Annotated in this window: 18 protein-coding genes and 1 pseudogene; 8 read left to right on the top strand and 11 right to left on the bottom strand. The window is 69.6% G+C overall.

The annotated features are described in order from the left end of the window. Positions 1-6: 6 nt before the first annotated feature. From nuoL to nuoN, 3 genes are read left to right on the top strand one after another with little or no spacing between them, the layout of a single operon-like run. The gene (gene nuoL / locus A5702_RS18050; protein ID WP_068222375.1) at positions 7-1,893 is read left to right on the top strand and encodes an NADH-quinone oxidoreductase subunit L; all 1,887 of its coding nucleotides are present in this window, start codon (positions 7-9) and stop codon (positions 1,891-1,893) included. Further along, on the top strand, positions 1,890-3,470 hold the full coding sequence (locus tag A5702_RS18045) for an NADH-quinone oxidoreductase subunit M (RefSeq protein WP_197506620.1): 1,581 nt from the start codon (positions 1,890-1,892) through the stop codon (positions 3,468-3,470). Before nuoL ends, A5702_RS18045 begins: the two co-directional genes overlap by 4 nt. Then, positions 3,470-5,059 (top strand): NADH-quinone oxidoreductase subunit NuoN, encoded by a 1,590-nt coding sequence (gene nuoN, locus A5702_RS18040; RefSeq protein ID WP_068222369.1) that lies wholly within the window; start codon positions 3,470-3,472, stop codon positions 5,057-5,059. The genes A5702_RS18045 and nuoN overlap by 1 nt, the downstream gene beginning before the upstream one ends. Positions 5,060-5,061: 2 nt before the next feature. On the opposite strand, the gene A5702_RS18035 is transcribed toward nuoN, so the two are convergent. The 5 genes from A5702_RS18035 to A5702_RS18015 all read right to left on the bottom strand — a co-directional run bounded on the left by A5702_RS18035 (position 5,062) and on the right by A5702_RS18015 (position 9,163). After that, positions 5,062-5,454 carry a hypothetical protein gene (locus A5702_RS18035; protein WP_231965087.1) on the bottom strand — a complete coding sequence of 131 codons (393 nt, stop codon included), beginning with the start codon at positions 5,452-5,454 and terminating at the stop codon, positions 5,062-5,064. Between the two features lie 64 nt (positions 5,455-5,518). Further along, positions 5,519-6,778: a DUF58 domain-containing protein gene (locus A5702_RS18030; protein ID WP_055403868.1), complete on the bottom strand. Its 1,260-nt coding sequence runs from the start codon at positions 6,776-6,778 to the stop codon at positions 5,519-5,521. Next, positions 6,775-7,746 carry a MoxR family ATPase gene (locus A5702_RS18025; RefSeq protein WP_055403867.1) on the bottom strand — a complete coding sequence of 324 codons (972 nt, stop codon included), beginning with the start codon at positions 7,744-7,746 and terminating at the stop codon, positions 6,775-6,777. Before A5702_RS18025 ends, A5702_RS18030 begins: the two co-directional genes overlap by 4 nt. Beyond that, a complete protein-coding gene (locus A5702_RS18020; protein WP_055403866.1) occupies positions 7,743-8,225 on the bottom strand; it encodes a hypothetical protein in 483 nt (160 codons plus the stop codon). Before A5702_RS18020 ends, A5702_RS18025 begins: the two co-directional genes overlap by 4 nt. Continuing rightward, positions 8,222-9,163 (bottom strand): DUF4129 domain-containing protein, encoded by a 942-nt coding sequence (locus A5702_RS18015; protein ID WP_197281270.1) that lies wholly within the window; start codon positions 9,161-9,163, stop codon positions 8,222-8,224. The genes A5702_RS18020 and A5702_RS18015 overlap by 4 nt, the downstream gene beginning before the upstream one ends. Positions 9,164-9,308: 145 nt before the next feature. Between A5702_RS18015 and A5702_RS18010 the strand changes: the two are divergent. Further along, a pseudogene (locus A5702_RS18010) lies at positions 9,309-10,697 on the top strand (13E12 repeat family protein). Here A5702_RS18010 and A5702_RS18005 read toward each other — a convergent pair. Together A5702_RS18005 and A5702_RS18000 are read right to left on the bottom strand one after the other, a co-directional pair. Further along, the gene (locus A5702_RS18005) at positions 10,694-11,566 is read right to left on the bottom strand and encodes an SDR family NAD(P)-dependent oxidoreductase (protein ID WP_068222362.1); all 873 of its coding nucleotides are present in this window, start codon (positions 11,564-11,566) and stop codon (positions 10,694-10,696) included. The pseudogene A5702_RS18010 and the gene A5702_RS18005 sit on opposite strands and share 4 nt — an antisense overlap. After that, positions 11,563-12,165 (bottom strand): TetR/AcrR family transcriptional regulator, encoded by a 603-nt coding sequence (locus A5702_RS18000; protein ID WP_055403862.1) that lies wholly within the window; start codon positions 12,163-12,165, stop codon positions 11,563-11,565. Before A5702_RS18000 ends, A5702_RS18005 begins: the two co-directional genes overlap by 4 nt. 88 nt (positions 12,166-12,253) lie before the next feature. On the opposite strand from A5702_RS18000, the gene A5702_RS17995 reads away from it, so the two are divergent. From A5702_RS17995 to A5702_RS17985, 3 genes are all read left to right on the top strand, one after another. Next, on the top strand, positions 12,254-13,405 hold the full coding sequence (locus A5702_RS17995) for a phosphotransferase family protein (protein WP_068222435.1): 1,152 nt from the start codon (positions 12,254-12,256) through the stop codon (positions 13,403-13,405). Then, positions 13,405-14,520 (top strand): hypothetical protein, encoded by a 1,116-nt coding sequence (locus A5702_RS17990; protein ID WP_068222359.1) that lies wholly within the window; start codon positions 13,405-13,407, stop codon positions 14,518-14,520. Before A5702_RS17995 ends, A5702_RS17990 begins: the two co-directional genes overlap by 1 nt. Positions 14,521-14,639: 119 nt before the next feature. Beyond that, entirely contained in the window at positions 14,640-15,986 is a 1,347-nt protein-coding gene (locus A5702_RS17985; protein ID WP_067818568.1) for a flavin monoamine oxidase family protein, read from the top strand. Here A5702_RS17985 and A5702_RS17980 read toward each other — a convergent pair. After that, entirely contained in the window at positions 15,981-16,937 is a 957-nt protein-coding gene (locus tag A5702_RS17980; RefSeq protein ID WP_068222356.1) for an alpha/beta fold hydrolase, read from the bottom strand. The genes A5702_RS17985 and A5702_RS17980 overlap by 6 nt on opposite strands. A 119-nt stretch (positions 16,938-17,056) precedes the next feature. Here A5702_RS17980 and A5702_RS17975 point away from each other — a divergent pair, with 119 nt between their 5' ends. Beyond that, positions 17,057-18,418 carry a flavin monoamine oxidase family protein gene (locus A5702_RS17975; protein WP_369817934.1) on the top strand — a complete coding sequence of 454 codons (1,362 nt, stop codon included), beginning with the start codon at positions 17,057-17,059 and terminating at the stop codon, positions 18,416-18,418. Here the strand turns inward: A5702_RS17975 and A5702_RS17970 are convergent. The 3 genes from A5702_RS17970 to A5702_RS17960 form a co-directional block, all read right to left on the bottom strand. After that, the gene (locus tag A5702_RS17970; protein WP_082956112.1) at positions 18,415-18,927 is read right to left on the bottom strand and encodes an STAS domain-containing protein; all 513 of its coding nucleotides are present in this window, start codon (positions 18,925-18,927) and stop codon (positions 18,415-18,417) included. The two genes, A5702_RS17975 and A5702_RS17970, sit on opposite strands and share 4 nt — an antisense overlap. Before the next feature lie 261 nt (positions 18,928-19,188). Beyond that, positions 19,189-20,289 carry a helix-turn-helix transcriptional regulator gene (locus A5702_RS17965; RefSeq protein ID WP_068222353.1) on the bottom strand — a complete coding sequence of 367 codons (1,101 nt, stop codon included), beginning with the start codon at positions 20,287-20,289 and terminating at the stop codon, positions 19,189-19,191. 40 nt (positions 20,290-20,329) lie between these two features. Next, on the bottom strand, positions 20,330-21,505 hold the full coding sequence (locus A5702_RS17960; protein WP_068222350.1) for a glycosyltransferase: 1,176 nt from the start codon (positions 21,503-21,505) through the stop codon (positions 20,330-20,332). Positions 21,506-21,649 lie beyond the last annotated feature (144 nt).

Below are 21,649 nucleotides of genomic sequence, written 5' to 3'. Positions count from 1 at the left end.
GCCAACATGACTCACTACACCTGGCTGCTGGTGGCGCTGCCGCTGGCGGGTGCCGCGATCCTGTTGTTCGGCGGACGACGCACCGACCCGTGGGGGCACTGGCTCGGCTGCGCCACCGCGCTGGCGGCGTTCGGCGTGGGCCTGGACCTGCTGAACGAGCTGCTCGGCCGCGCCGCCGAGGACCGGGTCATCCACCAGACGGTGTTCAGCTGGATCCCGGTGGGCCAACTGCAGGTGGACCTCGGCATGCAGATCGACCAGCTGTCGGTGTGTTTCGTCCTGCTGATCTCCGGGGTCGGATCGCTGATCCACATCTATTCGGTCGCCTACATGGCCGAGGACCCGGACCGGCGCAGGTTTTTCGGCTACCTCAACCTGTTCCTGGCCTCGATGCTGCTGCTGGTGGTCGCCGACAACTACGTGGTGCTCTACGTCGGCTGGGAGGGCGTGGGCCTGGCCTCCTACCTGCTGATCGGGTTCTGGTACCACAAGCCGACGGCGGCCACGGCGGCCAAGAAGGCGTTCGTGATGAACCGCGTCGGGGACGCCGGGCTCGCGCTCGGAATGTTCTTGATGTTCAGCACGTTCGGCACGCTGTCGTATGCCGGGGTGTTCGCCGGGGCGCCCGCCGCCGGGCGCGGCGCCCTGACGGCGATGGGGTTGCTGCTGCTGCTGGGCGCCTGCGCCAAGTCCGCGCAGGTTCCGCTGCAGGCCTGGCTGGGTGACGCCATGGAGGGCCCCACCCCGGTGTCGGCGCTGATCCACGCCGCCACCATGGTGACGGCCGGCGTCTACCTGATCGTGCGGTCCAACCCGCTCTACAACCTGGCGCCCGACGCGCAAACGGCGGTGGTGGTGGTCGGCGCCGTCACGTTGCTACTCGGAGCGTTCATCGGCTGCGCCAAGGACGACATCAAGCGCGCGCTGGCGGCGTCCACCATGAGTCAGATCGGATACATGGTGCTGGCCGCCGGCCTGGGCCCGGCCGGCTACGCGTTCGCGATCATGCACCTGCTCACCCACGGCTTCTTCAAGGCCGGCCTATTCCTCGGCTCCGGCGCGGTGATCCACGCCATGCACGAAGAGCAGGACATGCGCCGCTACGGCGGCCTGCGCGCCGCCCTGCCGGTCACCTTCGCCACCTTCGGCCTCGGCTATCTGGCGATCATCGGCGTGCCCCCGTTCGCGGGCTTCTTCTCCAAGGACGCCATCATCGAGGCGGCCCTGGGCGCCGGCGACGCCCGCGGCTACGTCCTCGGCGGGGCCGCCCTGCTGGGCGCGGGCGTCACCGCGTTCTACATGACGCGCGTGATGCTGATGACCTTCTTCGGCAAAAAGCGTTGGGGCCCCGGCACACATCCCCACGAGGCGCCCGGCCTGATGACCTGGCCGATGATCCTGCTCGCCGTCGGCTCGGTGTTCTCCGGTGGACTGCTGGCCTGGCGGGGCACCCTGGCGCGCTGGCTCGAACCGGTCGTCGGCAAACACGAAGAGGTGACCCACGCGTTCCCGGCCTGGGTCAGCACCGCCGTGGCGCTGGGCGTCGTCGCGGTCGGCATCGCGGTGGCCTACCGGTTGTACGCCAACGCCGAAATCCCCCGCGTCGCCCCGCTTGCGGTGTCGCCGGTCACCACGGCCGCGCGCAGGGACTTCTACGGCGACGCGTTCAACGAGGAGCTCTTCATGCGCCCCGGGGCCGAGCTGACCCAGGCGCTGGTCGACGTCGACAACGCCGGGGTGGACGGCTCGGTCAACGCGCTGGCCGCGCTGGTCGGTCGGACTTCGAATCGCTTGCGGGGGCTGCAAACCGGCTTCGCCCGCAACTACGCATTGTCGATGCTGACGGGCGCGGTCCTGGTGGTCGCGCTGATCCTGGCGGTGAAACTGTGGTGAAAACCCTTCCCTGGCTGAGCATTCTGTGGCTGGTGCCGCTGGCCGGCTCGGTGCTCGTCATCCTGCTGCCGCCCGGGCTGCGCCGGCTGGCCAAGTGGACCGGCCTCGTGTTCGGCGTTCTAACGCTGGCGGTGGCGATCGTCGTCACGCTGGGCTTCAAGTCCGGGGGCAGCACTTACCAATTCGTCGAAAGTCATTCCTGGATACCGGCGTTCGGTGCCACTTACTCCCTGGGCGTGGACGGCATCGCAGTGGTGCTGGTGCTGCTCACCGCGGTGCTGATCCCAGTGCTGCAGGTGGCGGGTTGGAGCGACGGTGATGGCGGCGAACGCAGCCATCGCGGCGTGCACGCCTACGTTGCCCTGACGCTGGCCATCGAGGCGATGGTGTTGATCTCGGTGGTCGCGCTCGACGTGCTGCTGTTCTACGTGTTCTTCGAGGCCATGCTCATCCCGATGTACTTCCTGATCGGCGGCTTCGGCGGTGGCCCGGGCCGGTCCCGCGCGGCGGTGAAGTTCCTGCTGTACAACCTGTTCGGCGGGCTGATCATGCTGGCCGCGGTGATCGGGCTGTACGTGGTGACCGCGCAGCACGGTTCGGGCACCTTCGACTTCCGCGAGATCGTGGCCGGCGTCGCCTCCGGCCGCTACGGCGCCGACTCCGCGGTGTTCAAGGCGCTGTTCTTGGGCTTCATGTTCGCGTTCGCGATCAAGGCGCCGCTGTGGCCGTTTCACCGCTGGCTGCCCGACGCCGCGGTGGAGGCCACCCCGGCGACCGCGGTGTTGATGATGGCGGTGATGGACAAGGTCGGCACCTTCGGCATGCTGCGCTACTGCCTTCAGCTCTTCCCCGGCGCCTCAACGTATTTCCGCCCCCTGATCATCGTGCTGGCCGTCATCGGGGTCATCTACGGCGCCATCGTCGCGATCGGGCAGACCGACGTCATGCGCCTGATCGCCTACACCTCCATCTCCCACTTCGGATTCATCATCCTGGGCATCTTCGTGATGACGAGCCAGGGGCAGAGCGGGTCGACGCTGTACATGCTCAACCACGGCCTGTCCACGGCGGCGGTCTTCCTGATCGCGGGATTCCTGATAGCCCGGCACGGCAGCCGGCAGATCGCCGATTACGGCGGCGTGCAGAAGGTGGCCCCGGTGTTGGCGGGCACGTTCCTCGTCTCGGCCATGGCGACGTTGTCGCTGCCCGGCCTGGCGCCGTTCGTCAGCGAATTCCTGGTGCTGCTGGGCACTTTCAATCGTTACTGGCTCGCCGCCGCGTTCGGTGTCACCGCGCTGGTGCTGTCGGCCATCTACATGCTGTGGCTCTACCAGCGCATGATGACCGGACCGGTGGCCGCCGGCAACGAGAAGATCGGTGACCTGCGGGCACGCGAATTGGTCGTGGTCGCACCCTTGATCGCGCTGTTGTTCGTGCTCGGGATCTACCCGAAGCCGGTCCTGGACATCATCAACCCCGCCGTCGAGAACACCATGACCACCATCGGTCAGCACGACCCCGCGCCGAGCGTGCCGGCAGTCAACCGCGTACCCCGGACAGCCGAAGGACCGCGATAATGACCCTCCCCACCCCCAGCATCGAGTACTTCCTGCTGTGCCCGACGCTGATCGTGTTCGGCGTCGCCGTGGTCGGCATCCTCGCGGAGGCGTTCCTGCCCAGACGGATTCGTTACGGCGCCCAGGTGACGCTCGCCCTGGCCGGTTTGATCGCCGCGTTCGTGGCGACCGTTGAGGTGGCCGAGTCGATTCCGGCCTCCGGCCGGGCGACGGTGCTGGGCGCGATGGCGATCGACCGGCCGACTCTTTACCTGCAGGGCACCGTGCTGCTGGTCGCGGTGCTGGCGGTGATCTTCATCGCCGAACGCGCGCAGGCCAAAGCGGACAGCAAGGTCACCGCGGGGGTGGGGGCCGCCGGGTCGGGCGGGCTGGATTCCTTCACCCCGCAGGCTTCCGCGGTTCCCGGCAGCGACGCCGAGCGCGACGCACAGCGGGCCGGGGCCGCGCAGACGGAGCTGTTCCCCCTGGCGATGCTGTCGGTCGGCGGCATGATGGTGTTCCCGGCGTCCAACGACCTGTTGACGATGTTCGTTGCGCTCGAGGTTCTTTCGCTGCCCCTGTACCTGATGTGCGGCCTGGCGCGGCACCGGCGCCTGCTGTCGCAGGAGGCGGCCATGAAGTACTTCCTGCTGGGCGCATTCTCGTCCGCGTTCTTCCTGTACGGCGTGGCGTTGCTGTACGGCGCGACCGGCACGCTGCTGCTGACCGGCATCCGGGATGCGCTGGCGGCGCACGGCGACACCTCGATGGCGTTGGTCGGCGTCGCGCTGCTGTCGGTGGGCCTGCTGTTCAAAGTGGGTGCGGTTCCGTTCCATTCGTGGATTCCGGACGTGTATCAGGGCGCCCCCACCCCCATCACCGGTTTCATGGCGGCGGCCACCAAGGTCGCGGCCTTCGGCGCGCTGCTGCGGGTGGTCTACGTCGCGCTGCCGCCGCTGCACGAGCAGTGGCGGCCGGTGCTGTGGACCATCTCCATTCTCACCATGGCGGTGGGCACCATCACCGCGGTGAACCAGACCGACGTCAAACGCATGCTGGCCTATTCGTCGGTCGCCCACGTCGGGTTCATCCTCACCGGCGTCATCGCCGACAACCAGGCGGGCCTCTCGTCGACGCTGTTCTACCTGCTCGCTTACAGCTTCAGCACCGTCGGCGCGTTCGCCATCGTCAGCCTGATCCGCGACGCCGACGGCGTCGAGGACGCCACGCTGTCGCACTGGGCGGGACTCGGGCAGCGCTCACCCATTGTGGGCGTGATGTTTTCGATGTTCCTGCTGGCGTTCGCCGGCATCCCGCTGACGAGCGGCTTCGTCAGCAAGCTCGCCGTGTTCAAGGCAGCCGCCCAGGGCGGCGCAGTGCCGCTGGTGATCGTCGGTGTGGTCGCCAGTGGGATCGCCGCCTACTTCTATGTGCGAGTGATCGTGTCGATGTTCTTCACCGAGGCGACCGAGGACACCCCGCACGTGGTGGCGCCGGGGATTTTGAGCAAGGCCGCGATCGCGGTGTGCGCCGCGATCACCGTGGCGTTGGGCATCTTCCCGCAGCCGCTACTGGACCTGGCCGACCAGGCCGCCCAGCTGTTGCACTGACCTCAGCTCAGAAACGGCCGCACGGCCAGCACGTAGACACCGAGGGCCGCGAGCGGCGCGGCCAACGGCAGCCACGGCAGCTGTAGCGGAAACGACGTCGCGGCCAGCCCCGCGAGCGTAAAGCCAACCGCCCCAACGGCCGTGGGCCAGCTGCCCATGACCGCACCGGCCGCCGGGCCGGCCGCGTGGCGGCAGACCAGGTAGGCGGCGGCGCACAATCCGGACAGCGCGACGAACACCGGCGGCGGTTCGGACAAGATGATGGTGACCACCGCCAGCAGCACCGCAAGGGTTGCCGCGGGGTGAAATACCGTTCCGGCGGCCACCGCGAAAAGGGCGGCCGCCCAAGCGGTCACCGCCAACCCGTGTGAACCGTCGGCGGCCAGGCCCACCATCAGCAAGCCGAAGGCGATCGAGAACACCGGGGCCCACAGCCGCGGCACCGTACCCGCGCCTTCGCTAGCCACGGAGCCGCCCCCGCACCCGCCGGCGGCGATCCGGCAGCACACCCATCGACTGCTCCAACCCGCTGTCACCCTCCCACGACACGATGTCGACGCCCACGGTGGCCATGTCGCGATACATGGCCGAGCGCTGCAGCGTCCACATCCGGTTCACCAGGGGATCCTGTTGGGCCTCGAACGGGGACCTGTCGAGGATGTCGACGGCGACGACGACGTGGCCGCGCCTGCGCAGGTCGATCAGCGCGAGCGCGAATTCGGTGTCGAGCAATGTGGAGAACGCGATGACGATCGCGCCCGCGGGCACGGCCGCGCGCGGCGCCAAAGTGCCGGTGGTGTTTTCGAACCGATCGCCGGCGCCGAGCACGGTGTCGAGCACCCGGTAGAACTGGCGCTGCCCGATGTCGGCGCCCAGCCAGCGCGGTCGGTTGCCGCCGAGGGCGACGACCCCGGCGCGGTCGCCGTGCCGCAGGGCGGTCTGCACCACTTGCGCCGCGCCGCGCACCACGCGCTCGGTGGCCTCGGTGGCCGGGCCCGCCGGTTGCCGATAGGTGTCGATCAGCACCACCACGTCCGCGGCGCGGTCGGTCAGCCGCTGCGTGACGTGCAATTGGCCGCGGCGCGCGCTCACCGGCCAATTCACCGCCCGCAGTTGGTCGCCGGGGACGTAGGCGCGAATGTCGGCGTATTCGACGCCCGGGCCGATATGGCGGGTGAGGTGGGCGCCCAGGCGGTCGAGCAGTTCGGTTTGCGGGATGGGCGTCGACTGCGGCGGAGTCAACGGAAACACGATGACTTCGGCGGCGTCGACGGTGGCCGTCCCCGACAGCAGCCCGCCGCGCGCGACCGCGTCGACCTGGGCCCGCACGAAGTAGCGGCCCCAGCGTTGTGCCGTCGCCGCAACGGTTTTCGCGTCGCGGGAATCCGCGTCGAGGACTTCGACCTGCATTCCCCCCACGGCCGGGACCGTCACCTCCACCGCGGCAGCCTCGCCGTCCTCGGTCGCCCAGATCTTCACCCGGGCCCGGTCGTTCTCGAAGCACCGCTGCGAATCGGGGTCGCCGTGCACGCGGACCGTCGGGACGGGTCGCTGCCAGCTGATCGAGCACAGCACGCCGAGCAGTGGCGCCGCGAAGGCGATCAGCTCCCACCGCCCGCCGATCACGGCTGCCGCGAGCGCCAACCCTGCGCAGGTCGCGACCGCCCGCGTCAACTGCGATGCGCGCCAGCGGAACTCGACCGCTGCCCCTGCGCTCATCCAGGGTCCCCGTGCCCCGTGCGGGGCACCGGCAACCGCCGCAGCAGCTCCCCGACGACGTCGGCGCCCTGGATTTTGCGCACCCACATCTCCGGGCGCAGGGTGATCCGGTGCGCCACCGCCGGGATGGCGAGGGCCTTGACGTCTTCGGGGATCACGTAATCGCGGCCGAGCAAAAGCGCACGGGCGCGGGCGAGTTGGACCAGGTCCAGCTCGGCGCGTGGACTCGCGCCCACCGCCACCTGCGGATGGTGCCGGGTGGCGTTGGCCAGCGAAACCACGTAGTGCAAAACGTCTTCGTGCACGGTCACCTGCTCCACCGACTCGCGCATCGCGAGCAGGTCCTGCGCATCCACCACTTGATTGACGGTCGGCTCGTTCGAGCCGCGCTCGAGCCGGCGGCGCAGCATCGCGGTCTCGTCGCGCTCGGAGAGGTAGCGCAGTTCCAGGCGGATCGCGAATCGATCCAGCTGCGCCTCCGGCAGCGGATAGGTGCCCTCGTACTCGATCGGGTTGTCCGTCGCGAGCACGATGAAAGGCCTCGGCAGCTGGTGTGTTTCGCCGTCGATGCTGACTTGGCCTTCGGCCATCGCCTCGAGCAGCGCCGCCTGCGTCTTGGGCGGCGTGCGGTTGATCTCGTCGGCCAGCAACAGGTTGGTGAAGATGGGCCCGGAGCGGAAGGCGAACCGGCCCGACTGCATGTCGTAGATCGTCGAGCCGAGCAGGTCCGCGGGAAGCAGGTCCGGGGTGAACTGCACGCGGGTGAACTGCAGGCCCAGCGCGGCGGCGAACGACCGGGCGATCAGGGTTTTGCCCAGGCCGGGCAGGTCTTCGATCAGCACGTGGCCGCGCGCCAGCACCGCGGTGAGGATCAGGGTGAGCGCGGAACGCTTGCCCACCACCACGCGCTCGATCTCGTCGAGCACCGCCTCGCAGTGCGCTGTGGTTGTCGCCGCCGGCAACGTCATACCTGTTCCAACTTTCGCAGAATCTCTTCCAGCGTCGCACGGCCGGGACCGGGGCGTCGGTCGCCGGTCGGTGCGACGTTGTTCGGATTGACCCATTCCCACAGCTCGGTCCCGAACAGCATTTGGCCGCTGACCTGATAGGCCACCGGGTCCTTGGACCTCCGTTGGCCGGTGGTCATCTCGTATCTGCGCGCAAGCATCGGGCGCAGGTGCCGGTCCCAGTCCACGCGGGTGGACTCCGCCCACCGGATCGTCGTCTCGGTGTTGGAAAGCCAGCGGCGCAACGAATCCCCGAGATCGTCGGGGTCGGCTTCGGCCTCGGGAAGCATTCCGCGCCCGAGGACGCGACGAACGGTGAGCAACACCAGAGCCAGCGCGCCACCCGAGGCGGCGAGCACCAGCCCGCGATCGTGCTGCGTCAGCGCCAGCAGCTCGATCCCGACGATGAGGCATACACCAAGGGCCAGGGTTCTTTTCATACCGGACTCCGTGAGCCCAGTTCGTCGAGGACCAATTGAAGAACGCGCACGGCGAGGTCGCGGTGGCCCTCGTTCATCACGTGCGGGCTGAACCGCGCCTCGGCGAACAGGTTCACCAGCTGCACGGCGTTATCGACGTGCAGCGCATGGTGTTCGACCGCGCGGGCCAGCACCTCGGTCGGGGTGTCGAAGTCCTGCGGGGCGGCCCCGGGCACATTGGCGAGCTCGCGTTCCATCGCCGCGTAACAGGCGATGATCGCCTCGCGCGGTTCGCGGCTGAGGTCCGTCATCTCGGCGAGCCCGCGTTCGGCCGCCCGCGCCAGCGATTCGTTGGGCCGCGCCGCGGGTTCGACGGGGGCGGCGGCGATCGCGACCGGCGTCGCCGCGTGCGACCGTCGCCGGGACATGACGAGCGCCCCGGTGACGATGATCAACATCATCGGGACGGTGGCGGCGAGCAGGATGCCGAACATGTCCCCGTTCGGCCGGTGTGGCCGCGGCGACGCCGGGGCGTTGACGGGGTCCGCCGGCGCGGTACCGGTTCCCGGCGGCGGAGGGGCCTGACCGACGTTGTGGGTGGTCAGCAGGCGGGACACCACCAGCACGATCAGCAGCCAGGCGACGATGACGGCCAGCCCGATCAGCACCACGCGCCAGCTTGGCCGCCCCCGGCCGGTGCCCAGCATCTCGGACAGCTGCCCGGCCTGCGGTGCGGCCGCGCGGGGGTCGCGCAGCCTCGCGATGACCGCGACCGCCACGAGCGCGAGTGCGAGGCCGAGGATTGCCACCACCGCAATCAGCGCCGCCTGGCTGCTTTCGGACTCCCGCCGCTCGGCGTGGTGGGCGGCGGGCAGGTAACCGCGCAGGGCGGCGGAGACGACGAGCAGCAGCACGATCAGGGCGACGACCCGCCCCGTCGGCTTGTCCATACCAGGCATTGGCCCACCACTCGAACGGTTGGCTTTGTCTCATCCTGGCACGTCAGACGAGGCGTTATCCACAGTCCACGGTTCATCCACAAATCCGGATCGAGGCGGCCACTTTCGAACCTGTGTTCGATAATGTCGGGGTGTGGGTTTCAGGATGAGCGCCGAGCAGGCACGGGAGCGGATCGACGCCGCTCTCGACGCGATCGACGCGGCCCACGACGTGCTGCGGCAGACCTCATCGGACGTGGTCGGCAACGACTTTCGGCTCGGGGTCGCCGAACGGCTCGAGACCCAGGAACGCACCAACCGTGGGCTGATGTACCGGTATTTCGCGGAAATCGCCGACCCGCCCGACGGTAGCGGGTTCGTCCCGGGAGTACGCGACAAGCTGTGGGCGCGGCTGCGCATCACGCCCAACGAGATCACCCGCCGCTTCCGGCTCGCGGCCCGGATCCGGCCGCGGCGCTCGCTCACCGGTCCGCCCGCGCCCCCGGAGCTACCGGCGCTCGCGGCAGCGGTGGCGGCGGGTGCGGTCGGCGAGGACCACATCCGGGCGGTATGCGCGTCCGTGGATGTTCTGCCCTCCTGCGTGTCGCCCTTGGATCGGGCAGAGGCCGAGCGCGCTCTGGTGCAGCATGCGGCCAAACTCGACGCCGGGGTCGTCGCCAAGCTCGGCCGGCGGATCGCCGACCACCTCAATCCCGACGGCCTCTTCAACGATGAAGACCGGGCCCGGCGCCGCCGATTGCACCTGGGCCCACAGGGTCCCGACGGCATGTCACGGCTGTCCGGCCTGCTCGACCCCGAGACCCGCGCCTACTTCGAAGCCGTCGAAGCGGCCGTGCGGCCCGGCCGCCACGAACCCGACGGCGCCGGCGACGACCCGGAGTCCCGCGATCGACGCACACCGGCCCAACGCTGCCACGACGCGTTGAAATGGGGCCTCTAAACGGCCGTCTCCTCTGGCCGGCTCGGGACGCACCGAGGCCACCCGGTCACGGTGGTCGTCACGACCACGCTGGCCGAACTCGACCGCGCCGCGCACGCGGTCGCCGACTCATCGGTCCCCATGCCGCCGCCTGCCCGAACGGGCGGCGATTCGAGGCTGCCCATGGCGGACCTGATCCGGATGGCGGCCAAGGGAATTCACTACTTGGCGGTGTTCGACGAGCACACGGGCCGGCCGCTGTATCTGGGCCGCCAGAAACGCCTCGCCACCGCCGACCAGAGGCTCATCTGCTACGCCCGCGACCGCGGTTGCACGCGGCCCGCCTGCCTCGAACCCGGCTACCACTGCGAGGTGCACCATTGCCCGGGCTGGGCGGACGGTGGCCAAACCGATGCGGACAAACTGTTCTTCGCCTGCGGTGGCGACCACGCCGCGGCGAGCCGGGGCGAATGGCGCACCGAGGTCGCCGACGACGGGCGTCTCGGCTGGACGGATGGCGACGGGTCGCCCGAGATCAACCACGCTCATCATCCGGACGAACTCCTCCGCGGTGATCCCGATCCACCCGAAGGTCAGGGCGAAAAAGGCCTCTAGTCGAGCTGGAAGGGCCGAAAACTGCCGTCGAGGACCTGCAGATGGCCGATCGTGCGCCCCGTGACCTTTCCGGGGTCGACCAGTGTCAATTCGACTGCGGCCCGGGCGAATTCGTCGGCCGCGGCGGTATCGTCGAAATCACGGGCGTAGTAGGCCAGCCCCGGAGTGAGGATGGGTTTCGACGGCGACAGGGCATTCACCGCGATCCGGTGATCGGCGAGATCGTACGCCGCGCACTGGGTCAGATGTTCCAGCGCCGCCTTGGATCCGCCATAGCCGGGCAGGACCCCGCCGCCGCGGTCCGGATACGGCCCGTCACCCGGCAGTCGCGACGCGACCGAGGTGACGTTGATGATCGACCCGTTGCCCGCTTCGATCATGTCGGGGCACACCAGTTGCATCAGTTCGTAGGCGGCGAACACCGCGATGTCGAAATGCCGGCGGTACGCGGCCAGTGGGATGCTGAGGAATCCGGGCCAGCCGGGCTTGCCGGCGCCGGCCGGCGGCGTGGCGCGCTTGGCGCGCGGTTCGGCGCCCGGCGTCGGGGGGCGGCCGGGCGCGGTGAAGGCCGCGTTGTTCACCAGAATCGTGATGGGCCCCAGGGCATCTCGCGCCGTGTCGACCAACCGCGCGACGTCGTCACGGTCGGTCAGGTCGGCACGGACCGCGATCGCTTGTCCGCCGGCCGCCTCGATGTCGGCCACCGTCTCGCCGATGGTGCCCGGCAGCCGCTCATCCCACACCTGCTCGGTGCGCCCGGCCACCGCCACGGCGGCGCCCTCGGCCGCCAGGGCCAGCGCGGTGGCCCGCCCCAGCCCGCGACTGGCGCCGGTGACGATCGCGGCCCGCCCCACCAGGCGGCCGGTCATCGCGTCACCCCGTGCACGACGATGGCGGTGGTCTGCTCCACCCACGCGTCGTCAAGGTCGTCCTCCGGTCGCAGCAGCATGCGCAGCATCGTGGCGCCTCCGATCAGCTCGATCAACCGGTCCGGATCCACGTCGGGATGCGCTTCGCCCCGGTCGACGGCGTCGCTGAGCCGCACCCGCACCGTCGCGAACAGGTCGGCGAACCGCGACATCACGCGGGCGTTCAGCGCCGGATCGGCCGTCATGTCGGCCACCAGGCCGGGCAGGGCCGCGCGAACGACCGGCGTGGTGAAGACGTCGCGGGTGGCCTCGATCATCATCCGGACGTCGGCGGCGAAATCCCCCGCCGGCGCCTCCAGGGCGGTCGGCGCCACCGGGAAGGCCGCCTCGTGTACCAACTCCGCCTTGCTCGACCAGCGCCGGTAGAGCGCCGACTTGGTGGTTCCCGCACGCTCGGCGACCGCCGCCAGACTCAGATTCGAATAGCCCATTTGGACAAGCAGTTCCGCGGTGGCCGATAGGATCGCCGAGTCGATGCGGGGGTCCCGCGGCCGGCCGGCACCGGGGGCCTTGTCAATGGCGGACGGGTCTGCTTTCATAACGCTACCTACCGTATCGTAATTGCCGCGCCCAGGTCTCAAAGGGAACGTCTCAAAGAGAACCAAGTCTCAAAGAATGGAGGCACCCGTGGCCAACGAACCCGTGCTCGACAAGGTCGACCGACTTCAGCGCTCCAGCCGAGACGTCACGACGCTACCCGCCGTGATGTCGAAATGGCTGTCCACCGTGCTCCCCGCGGGCGCCGCGCCGGAGGTGACCGTCGAGAGCGGCGTCGACTCGACCGGCATGTCGTCGGAGACCATCATCTTGACCGCGCGCTGGCAGCAGAACGGCAAGCGCACCGAACAGAAACTCGTGACCAGGGTGGCGCCCGCCGCCGAAGACGTCCAGGTCTTCCCCACCTATCGGCTCGACCACCAATTCGAGGTCATCCGCAAAGTCGGCGAACTCACCGATGTGCCCGTCCCGCCGGTGCGCTGGCTGGAGCCCACCGGAGAGGTGCTGGGCACGCCCTTCTTCGTGATGGACTACGTCGACGGCGTGGTGCCCCCGGATGTCATGCCGTACACGTTCGGCAACAACTGGTTCGCCGACGCCCCGGCCGAACGCCAGCGCGAACTGCAGGACGCCACTGTCGGGGTGCTCGCCAAGTTGCATTCAATCCCTAACGCCGAGAAGACGTTTGGCTTCCTGTCCGACGGGCAAGACGGCGACACCGCCCTGCGCCGGCACTTCAACTGGGTGCGGTCCTGGTACGACTTCGCCGTGCCCGACATCGGCCGCTCGCCGCTGCTGGAGCGGACCTTCACCTGGTTGGAGGACAACTGGCCCGCCGAACCGGACGCGCGCGAGCCCGTGCTGCTCTGGGGCGATGCCCGGGTGGGCAACGTGCTCTACCGCGACTTCTCCCCGGTGGCGGTGCTGGACTGGGAGATGGTCACGCTCGGGCCGCGCGAGCTCGACGTGGCGTGGATGATCTACGCCCACATGGTGTTCCAGGAACTGACCGGGCTGGCGGGGTTGCCCGGCCTGCCGGAGGTGATGCGCGAGGACGACGTCCGCGCGACCTATCAGCGGCTGACCGGTGTGCAGGTCGGTGACCTGCGCTGGTTCTACGTCTACTCGGGCGTCATGTGGGCCTGCGTGTTCATGCGCACCGGCGCCCGGCGGGTGCACTTCGGCGAAACCGAGAAGCCCGAGGATGTCGAGTCGCTGTTCTACCACGCCGGGTTGATGCGACGTTTGATCGGCGAAGGCCTGATCGGAGAGGACCACTAATGCTCGGACCGCTCGACGAATTCCCGGTACATCAGATCCCGCAGCCCATCGCGTGGCCGGGTTCCTCGGACCGCAACTTCTACGACCGCTCCTACTTCAACGCGCACGACCGCACCGGAAACATCTTCGTGATCAGCGGCATCGGCTACTACCCCAACCTCGGCGTCAAGGACGCGTTCTTCCTCGTCCGGCGCGGGGACACGCAGACGGCGGTGCACCTGTCCGACGCCATCGACCAAGACCGGCTGAACCAGAACGTCAACGGCTACCGGATCGAGGTGGTCGAGCCGCTGCACAAACTGCGGTTGGTCCTCGACGAAACCGAGGGCATCGCAGCCGATCTCACCTGGGAGGGCCTGTTCGACGTCGTGCAGGAACAGCCGCATCTGATGCGGTCGGGCAATCGGGTGACGCTGGACGCGCAGCGGTTCGCCCAGCTGGGTTCCTGGAGCGGCCGCATCGCCATCGACGGCGAGGAGATCGCCGTCGACCCCGCGACCTGGCTGGGCAGCCGCGACCGGTCCTGGGGCATCCGGCCGATCGGCGAGCCCGAGCCGGCGGGCCGGCCCGCCGACCCGCCGTTCGAGGGCATGTGGTGGCTCTACGTGCCGATGGCGTTCGACGAGTTCGCGATCGTGCTGATCATCCAGGAGGCACCCGACGGCTTCCGTTCGCTCAACGACTGCACCCGGGTGTGGCGCGACGGCCGCGTCGAACAGCTGGGCTGGCCGCGGGTGGCGATCCACTACCGCTCGGGCACCCGCATCCCCACCGGCGCGACCATCGACGCGACGGCCCCCGACGGGACGCCGGTGCACTTCGATGTGGAGTCCAAGCTGCCGGTGCCCATCCACGTCGGCGGCGGCTACGGCGGCGACTCGGACTGGCTGCACGGCATGTGGAAGGGCGAAAAGTTCGTCGAGCGCCTGACCTACGACATGACCGATCCGGCGATCGTCGCGCGCTCGGGCTTCGGCGTGATCGACCACGTCGGCCGCGCGCTGTGCCGCGACGGCGACCGCGATCCGGTGGAGGGCTGGGGCCTCTACGAGCACGGCGCGCTGGGCCGCCACGATCCGTCCGGATTCGCCGACTGGCTGACGGTCGCCCCCTAGGCAGCCCGCGAACGTCGACTCGTACCGAGATTTTCGGGCCATCTCGCGCAACGAATCGACGTTCGCGGGTGTAGGCATTCGCCACACGAAATCGCCAGAAGTGCGGTTGACTGGTGCGCGTGCCAAACCCCCCCTGGATTGTCGACGTCGTCGTGGTCGGCGCCGGCTTCGCGGGGCTTGCCGCGGCGCGCGAACTGGCCCGCCAGGGCCACGACGTGGTGGTGTTCGAGGGCCGCGACCGCGTGGGCGGCCGGTCGTTCACCGGGAGCGTGGCGGGGTTGCCTGCCGATCTGGGGGGCACTTTCGTCGGCCCGACCCAGGACGCCGTTCTGGCGCTGGCGGCCGAGCTGGACGTCCCGACCATCCCGACCCATCACGACGGCAAGAACGTGATCCACTGGCGCGGCTGGACGCATTCCTACCGCGGCACCATCCCCAAGCTTTCGCTGACGGGCCTGCTCGACATCGGCCGTCTGCGTTGGCAATTCGACCGGATCGCCCGCGGCGTCCCGCTTCAGGCCCCATGGGACGCGCGCCGGGCCCGCGAGCTCGACGACGTCTCGCTCGGCGACTGGCTGCGCTCGGTGCGGGCCACCGCCTCGTCGCGCGACCTGCTGGCGATCGTGTCCCGGGTGACCTGGGGGTGCGAGCCCGACGACGTGTCGATGCTGCACGCGGCCCGCTACACGCACGCCGCCGGCGGCCTGGACCGGCTGCTCGACGTCGAGAACGGCGCCCAGCAGGACCGTTTTCCGGGCGGCACCCAGCAGATCGCCGAGGCCGCGGCCGCCGAGCTCGGCACCCGGGTCGTGCTGGGCGCGCCGGTCCGCCGCATCGACCGGCACGGCGCCGGGGTGACCGTCACCACCGACGTCGGCCAGGCCGAGGCCGGATTCGTCGTGGTCGCCGTGCCGCCCGCGCACCGGGCGTCGATCGAGTTCTCTCCCCCGCTGCCGGCCGAGTACCACCAGCTCACCCAGCATTGGCCGCAGGGCCGGCTCAGCAAGGCCTATGCGGCGTATTCCACGCCGTTCTGGCGCTCCAACGGGTTCTCGGGCCAGGCCCTGTCCGACACCGGGCCGGTCTTCATCACCTTCGACGTCAGTCCGCACGCCGACGGCCCGGGCATCCTGATGGGCTTCGTCGATGCGCGCGCCTTCGACTCGCTCTCCCCCGAACAGCGCCGCGAGGAAACGTTGCGCTGCTTTGCGACGCTGTTCGGCGACGACGCGCTCAAACCGCTGGACTATGTCGATCATCGTTGGGGCGCAGAACAATTCGCGCCCGGCGGTCCCACGGCGGCGGTGCCGCCCGGATCGTGGACGCGTTTCGGGCCGTGGCTGCGCGAGCCGGTCGGCCCCATCCATTGGGCCGGCACGGAGACCGCGGACGAGTGGACCGGGTTTCTCGACGGCGCCGTGCGGTCGGGTCAGCGCGCGGCCGCCGAAATCACCGCCTTGCTATGAGCTGATCCGCACGTCCCGGGTGACCGATTCGGCGAGCGCGCGCAGGTGGCGGTTCACCTCGCGCGGGTGTTCCAGCATCGAGCAGTGCCCGCCGGGCAGTTCGACCAGGCCGATGACGTTGGGCGCGGTGCTCGCGATCCTGCGGGCCTGGCTGATCGGGGTGAGCCGGTCGCGTTCGCTGCCGATGACCAGGGTCGGCACCGTCAGGCCGTCCAGCTCGAGGTAGCGCGACCCCAGCGCGGCGACCAGCATCCTGGCGCAGCCGGCGCGCCCGGCCGGCGAGGTCTCTTCGAAGAACCGGTGCACGATTTTGGCGACGCTCGGGTCGGCGTCCCGGCCCACCGCGAGCAACGCGACCAGGTGACGACTGGGGATGCGGGCGGCGGTGGGGATCGGGAACCCGCCGAACGCGTTGATCAGCGCGCGGGCCGCGACCACCCGGGCCGGCGAGAGCCCGTGCGGCACGGACAGCAGCTGCACCTTGCGGACCAGATCACCGGTCGTGGTGTTGATCAGCGCGACGGCGTCCGCGCGCCGGCGCACCATGTGCCGGTACCGCGCCGACCACGCGGCGATGGTGATGCCGCCCATCGAATGGCCGGCCAGCACGGCGCGCTCGTGCGGCGCCAGCGTCGCGTCCATGACCGAATTGAGGTCGGACGCAAGGTGTTTCAGGCTGTACCCGTTGCGCCGAGGCATGCCACTGCGGCCGTGGCCGCGGTGGTCGAAGGCGATCACGCGGTAATCGTTGGCCAGGTCCGCGATCTGGTATGCCCAGGCCCGGATGGCGCAGGTGATGCCGTGCGTCAGGACGATCGGGTAGCCGTCGGGCGGCCCGAACACCTCCGCGTGCAGGCGGGTGCCGTCGGTGGCCCGCACGGCAACCGTCTGGCTGGGCGGCAACTCGTCGGGGTAGGGGTCGGCTGCGCGGGCCGATCGTCGAGCACTCATCGCCGCTCCCCCCTCGAACGTGGCCCCGTCGCCGCAGTTAAGGTCTGTCGCAAGTTTATCCCTAAGGTCCGTTCGGATTCGGTAATTCCGGCAAACGTTCTCATGAGACGCTAACACCCGTGTACCCGATGTCCCGTCGGGAATTCATCACCGCAGCCATGGTCGGCGGCGGGCTGATGGCCGCCTGTGCGCCCGAGCGCCCGCCGGCGGCGCACCCGCCGCCGCCGGACACCCGCTCGGTGCTGGTCGTCGGCGCCGGGATGGCCGGGCTGTCCGCCGCCCGCAGCCTCACCGACGCGGGCTGGCCGGTGCGGGTCATCGAGGCCCGCGATCGCGTGGGCGGGCGCGTCCACACCGACCGCGGCTGGGGCGTCCCGCTGGAGATGGGCGCGTCGTGGATTCACGGCACGTCGCAAAACCCCCTGATGGATCTGGCCCGGCAAGCGCGGGCCGAGCTGGTCACGACCGACTACTACGGCTGGGCCAAGCTCGTGATCGATCCCAAGCTCTCACCGCTGGACTACGATCCGACGCCGTGGCGCGCGTTCGTCGAGCGGGCGCGCTACCTGGTCGACGGCGGCAGCCTGGGCGCCGCCGTCAACGCCGCCGCCGCCGACGAAGGCCTGTCCGCCGCCGAGCGCGCCCAGTTGGCCTTCTACCTCACGACCGAGGTCGAGGACGAATTCGCCGCCGACGCGGATCAATTGTCCGCCATAACGTTTGACGAGGGTGACTACAGCGGCGGAGACCAGGACGCCGTCACGAACGGCTACGACGCCCTGCCGAGGCTTCTTGCCAACGGGCTGCAGATCGAACTGAACACGCCGGTGACCGCGATCGCGCAACACGACGACGCCGTCGTCGTCCGGACCAAGGATCGGTCGTTTCAGGGGCCCGCCGCGATCGTCACGGTGCCCCTGGGCGTGCTGAAAGCCGGTGCCATCGCCTTCGATCCGCCGCTCCCCGATCGCCACAACCGGGCGATCGCCGCCCTGGGCTTCGGGGCGCTGTCCAAGAGCTTCTTCCGCTTCAACCGGCGCGGCTGGTCGGCGGACAACGCCTTCTATCTATACCTCGCCGCCGACGGCGGCGACTGGGCCCAGTGGTTCACCATGCCCTCGGCGGTCGGCCCAATCGTGTTGGCGTTCAACGCCGGTGACCGCGCCCGGACCGTGGAGTCTTCCCCGCCCCGCGATCTGACCGAAGCCGCGCTGCCCGTCGCGCGCCGCCTGTTCGGGGACGTCTCGCCACTCGACGTCAAGACATCGAACTGGAGCTCCGACCCGTACGCGCGCGGCGCCTACTCATTTCACGCCCCCGGATCCGGTCTCGACGACCGGCGCAGGCTGACCGAACCCGTCGGCGACCGGCTGTATCTGGCGGGCGAAGCGGTCGGCGTCAACAACCCGGCCACGGTGCACGGCGCCTACGCCAGTGGCCGCTACGCCGCCGAACAGTTGATGCGCCGCCTGGGTCGTTAGGACGCCAGCCCGCGAAGTCGCGTGGACGCGTCGCGCTGCGGTTCGTGCTGGCGAGCCGGCCCCGAAACCAACCGGCGACGCGCCGTCGTGGCGCCGTCGATGTGGGCAAGGGCCGCCTCGACGGATTCGGCGATGGGCAGGCCGTGATCGGGCAGCACCCGCATCAGCCGGCGCAGCGCCGCGCCGCCGACCACCCAGCACCGCAGCTGGGCTTTCCGGTGCTCCTCGTTGAGGACCAGCAGCGCCCGAAGGCCCGAACCGGCAAGGAAATCCAGGCCGGTCAGGTCGAGGATCAGCGGCGCCTTGAGCCGCGAGAAGCCGCGGATGGCCTCGGTGACCAGGCCGGTGTTGGACGCGTCCACCTCACCGACGATGCGCAAAATGGTGGCTGTGCTGCGGGCGTGGACATGGATTTGCGCTGCGGCGCAATCGATTTCGTAGCGGCTGCGCGGTTCTCCGAGCAGCGCGGTGCTATGTCGAGCAGGAGTGAGATCGGGTAAAGCAGTCATGGGGATGTGCGCCCTTCAGGCTTGAGAGTGCAGGGCGAGCGACGTCGGTGTCCGAATGGCGCCCGTTGATAACGGCAGCTGGGGACTCAACCTGACTAGAGCCTACCGGCTGCGGCCGACACATGTGAGCTAAGGCCGCCTCGCACGGTCGGACCCCGGACCGGGAATCGGCGCTCAACCAGGCGATTTCAATACAATTCTGCGTGCGCAAAATAAGTCTGGCGTGTCCGTTTTGAACTGCGGCTCAGCGGCGTGTCGCCGCTACGACGGCGGCGTCATGTCCCGGAGGGTGGTGTGCGGGCTCTGGCCGTACGTCTGCCGATAGAGCACCGCGAACCGGCCGGTGTGCGCGAAGCCCCACCGCTGGGCGATTTCGGTGACGGTGGTGTTGGACGGGGCCCCGGCGATCAGCTCCTGGTGCGCGCGACTGAGGCGAACGCTGCGAATGTATTCCGTTGGCGTGGTGCCCAATTGGCGCCGGAACAGGTACTGCACCGCCCTGGGGGTGAGATGCACCGCACCCGCAACGTCGTTGATGCCCACTTCCGAGTCGGCGTGCCGGTGGATGAACGATATGGCGTCCTTGAGCGTCTCGGGCAGCGCGGGCTCGTTGGCCAGGTCCTGCTCGGTGAGGTTGGACGGGTAGCACCCCAGCAGCGCGCCGGCCAGCAGCGGAGCCAGCCCCGCCACGATCAATGGCTGCTGGGCGGTCTCCGGGGCGGCCAACGTCAACGCCACGTAGTCCAGCGCCCGATGCCACGCCCGCACAGCCGAGCGCGAGCGTGGGCGCCAGTCCAGGAAGTGGATCTGCTGGGATAGCGGCGCCCGCCACTCCGCGGCGAACTTCTGCAGCACGTCCGCACCGATGCTGACCACGTCGAACCGCGCCCCGTTGCACTGCAACAGGCACGGCATGTCGTGCGCGACCAGGATGGGAAAGTCGACCGTGGCGGGCGGCCCGCCGGCAACGCTAATCGATCCCGCGCGGGGCTGGATGACGGCGACGGTGTCCGACCCCGGGATCTCGAGCGCGACGCGTCCTTGGATGCTCACGTCGTCGACGGTCAACGAACCCGCTTCACAGCGCCGATGGGAGACGGCCGAGCGACCCGTCAGGCCGGCGATGCGCCAGCCCGGCTGGTACGCCTTGGCAAAGAATTGCCGCGCGGCCTGGGCATCGATGGTGCGGAACTGGTCGTACCGGCGCGCCATGGCCGATCCCCGAGCGCGCCGCAGCGGATCCCCCGAGGGGGGCGGTTGGGCGGGGGCGAACTCGACTCGGCCCGCATCGGCCGGCGGGCCGGCCGCCTCAACGACCAGCCCGGAGCCGGTGTGTTCGGTTGCGCTCGTCACGGTGGTCATAGTTGGCGTACCCGAAGGGCCTCGCACGATGTCATCAATTTCAGCACCGCATGCCAGCCGACCGCAAGCGTTCCGGCGGCCAAGACGGGGCTCCCACCTGCTGATAAGTGTTGAGCGCGTCCAGGGCGATGCGGTCCCAGGCATAGCGGGACAGTGCGCGACTGCGACCCGCCGCGCCCATGCTCTGGCATTGAAAGTCCTGCGCGAGGAGGCTTCTCAAGGTAGCGGACAGTCCGCCAGGGGCTTGCGGCGACAACACCAGCCCGGTGACGCTGTCCACCACGGCGTCCTTGAGTACGCCGATGCCGAAGGCCACCACCACCACGCCGCTGGCCATCGCCCGTAGCGCCGCCGCCGCCCGCGGTGGCTGTCGGGGCGTGCACGCGACCACGTCGGCGGACCGCAGCAGCATCGGCAGCTCATCACCGGCAACGGTTCCGGCGAACCGGACGCGGTCCGCCACCCTCAGCCCGGCGGCCAGGCGTTGCAGCCGAACGCGTGCCCCGTCGTAATCCAGATTCGTGGCATCGGTTTCGGCAATCACCAACTCGGCGCCGGGAACCCTTGGCAAGGCGTTGATGACGATGTCAAACCCGTTGTGCGGCAGAGGGTTTGGCGCCAGGCAAAGAACACGATGCGGGTGGGTGCGGGACAGTGCCGGACCATCCGAAGTGTATCGCTCGACGTCGACGCCGCTGGTCAACACCGACACCCTGGCGCGGCTGCGGCGCAATCGGCTCAACGCGTCGACATCGTCGGAGCTCTCGCCGGTCACCCACATCGCGCTACGCGTCAGCAGCGGTTCGACGCGAAGCCGTTCGGCGGCGGCGTGGGGTGCTCCGCCGGGCGAATCGGTGGCGGCCAGGCCCAGGAAACTCTGGACGGTCGGCACGTCGTGGCGCCGGGCGGCCAGTTGGGCGGCCAAACCGCCGAGCCAGCCATAGGCGTGCACGACGTCGGGCGCGTCGGTTGCCCATTCGCGGGCGAGCGCCCCCGCCCAGTCCCCGATATATGGCAGCACGTCCGATGGCGACTTCGCCTCGCGGGGGCCAACCGGCACCGATAAGGCGCGGTGGGCGCCGGTGGTGTTCACCGGCGAACGGCCCTTGCGCCGGACGAACGCGGTGACCGCATGGCCCCGGGACGCGAGCGCGGCGGCGAGTTGCTGCGGGTCGTCACCGACGATGTCGTCACCGCTGACGATCGCGATCCTCACTGCCGACCCCCTTGCGTCGTCATTACCGTGGCGTACCCGGAGCGTTATCCACGAAACTGCGGCGCGCCCGGTGGCTTCGCACACCGCGCGCTCGTTTCGCATTCCGGATAGCAGGCCCGCTCGCGGGCCGGGGATTTGCGAAAC

The sequence above is a fragment of the Mycobacterium sp. E3339 genome (genome assembly GCF_001666915.1).
Taxonomy (GTDB): Bacteria; Actinomycetota; Actinomycetes; order Mycobacteriales; family Mycobacteriaceae; genus Mycobacterium.
Note: the sequence above shows the minus strand (reverse complement) of the source record. Positions and strands in the feature narration are given on the sequence as shown.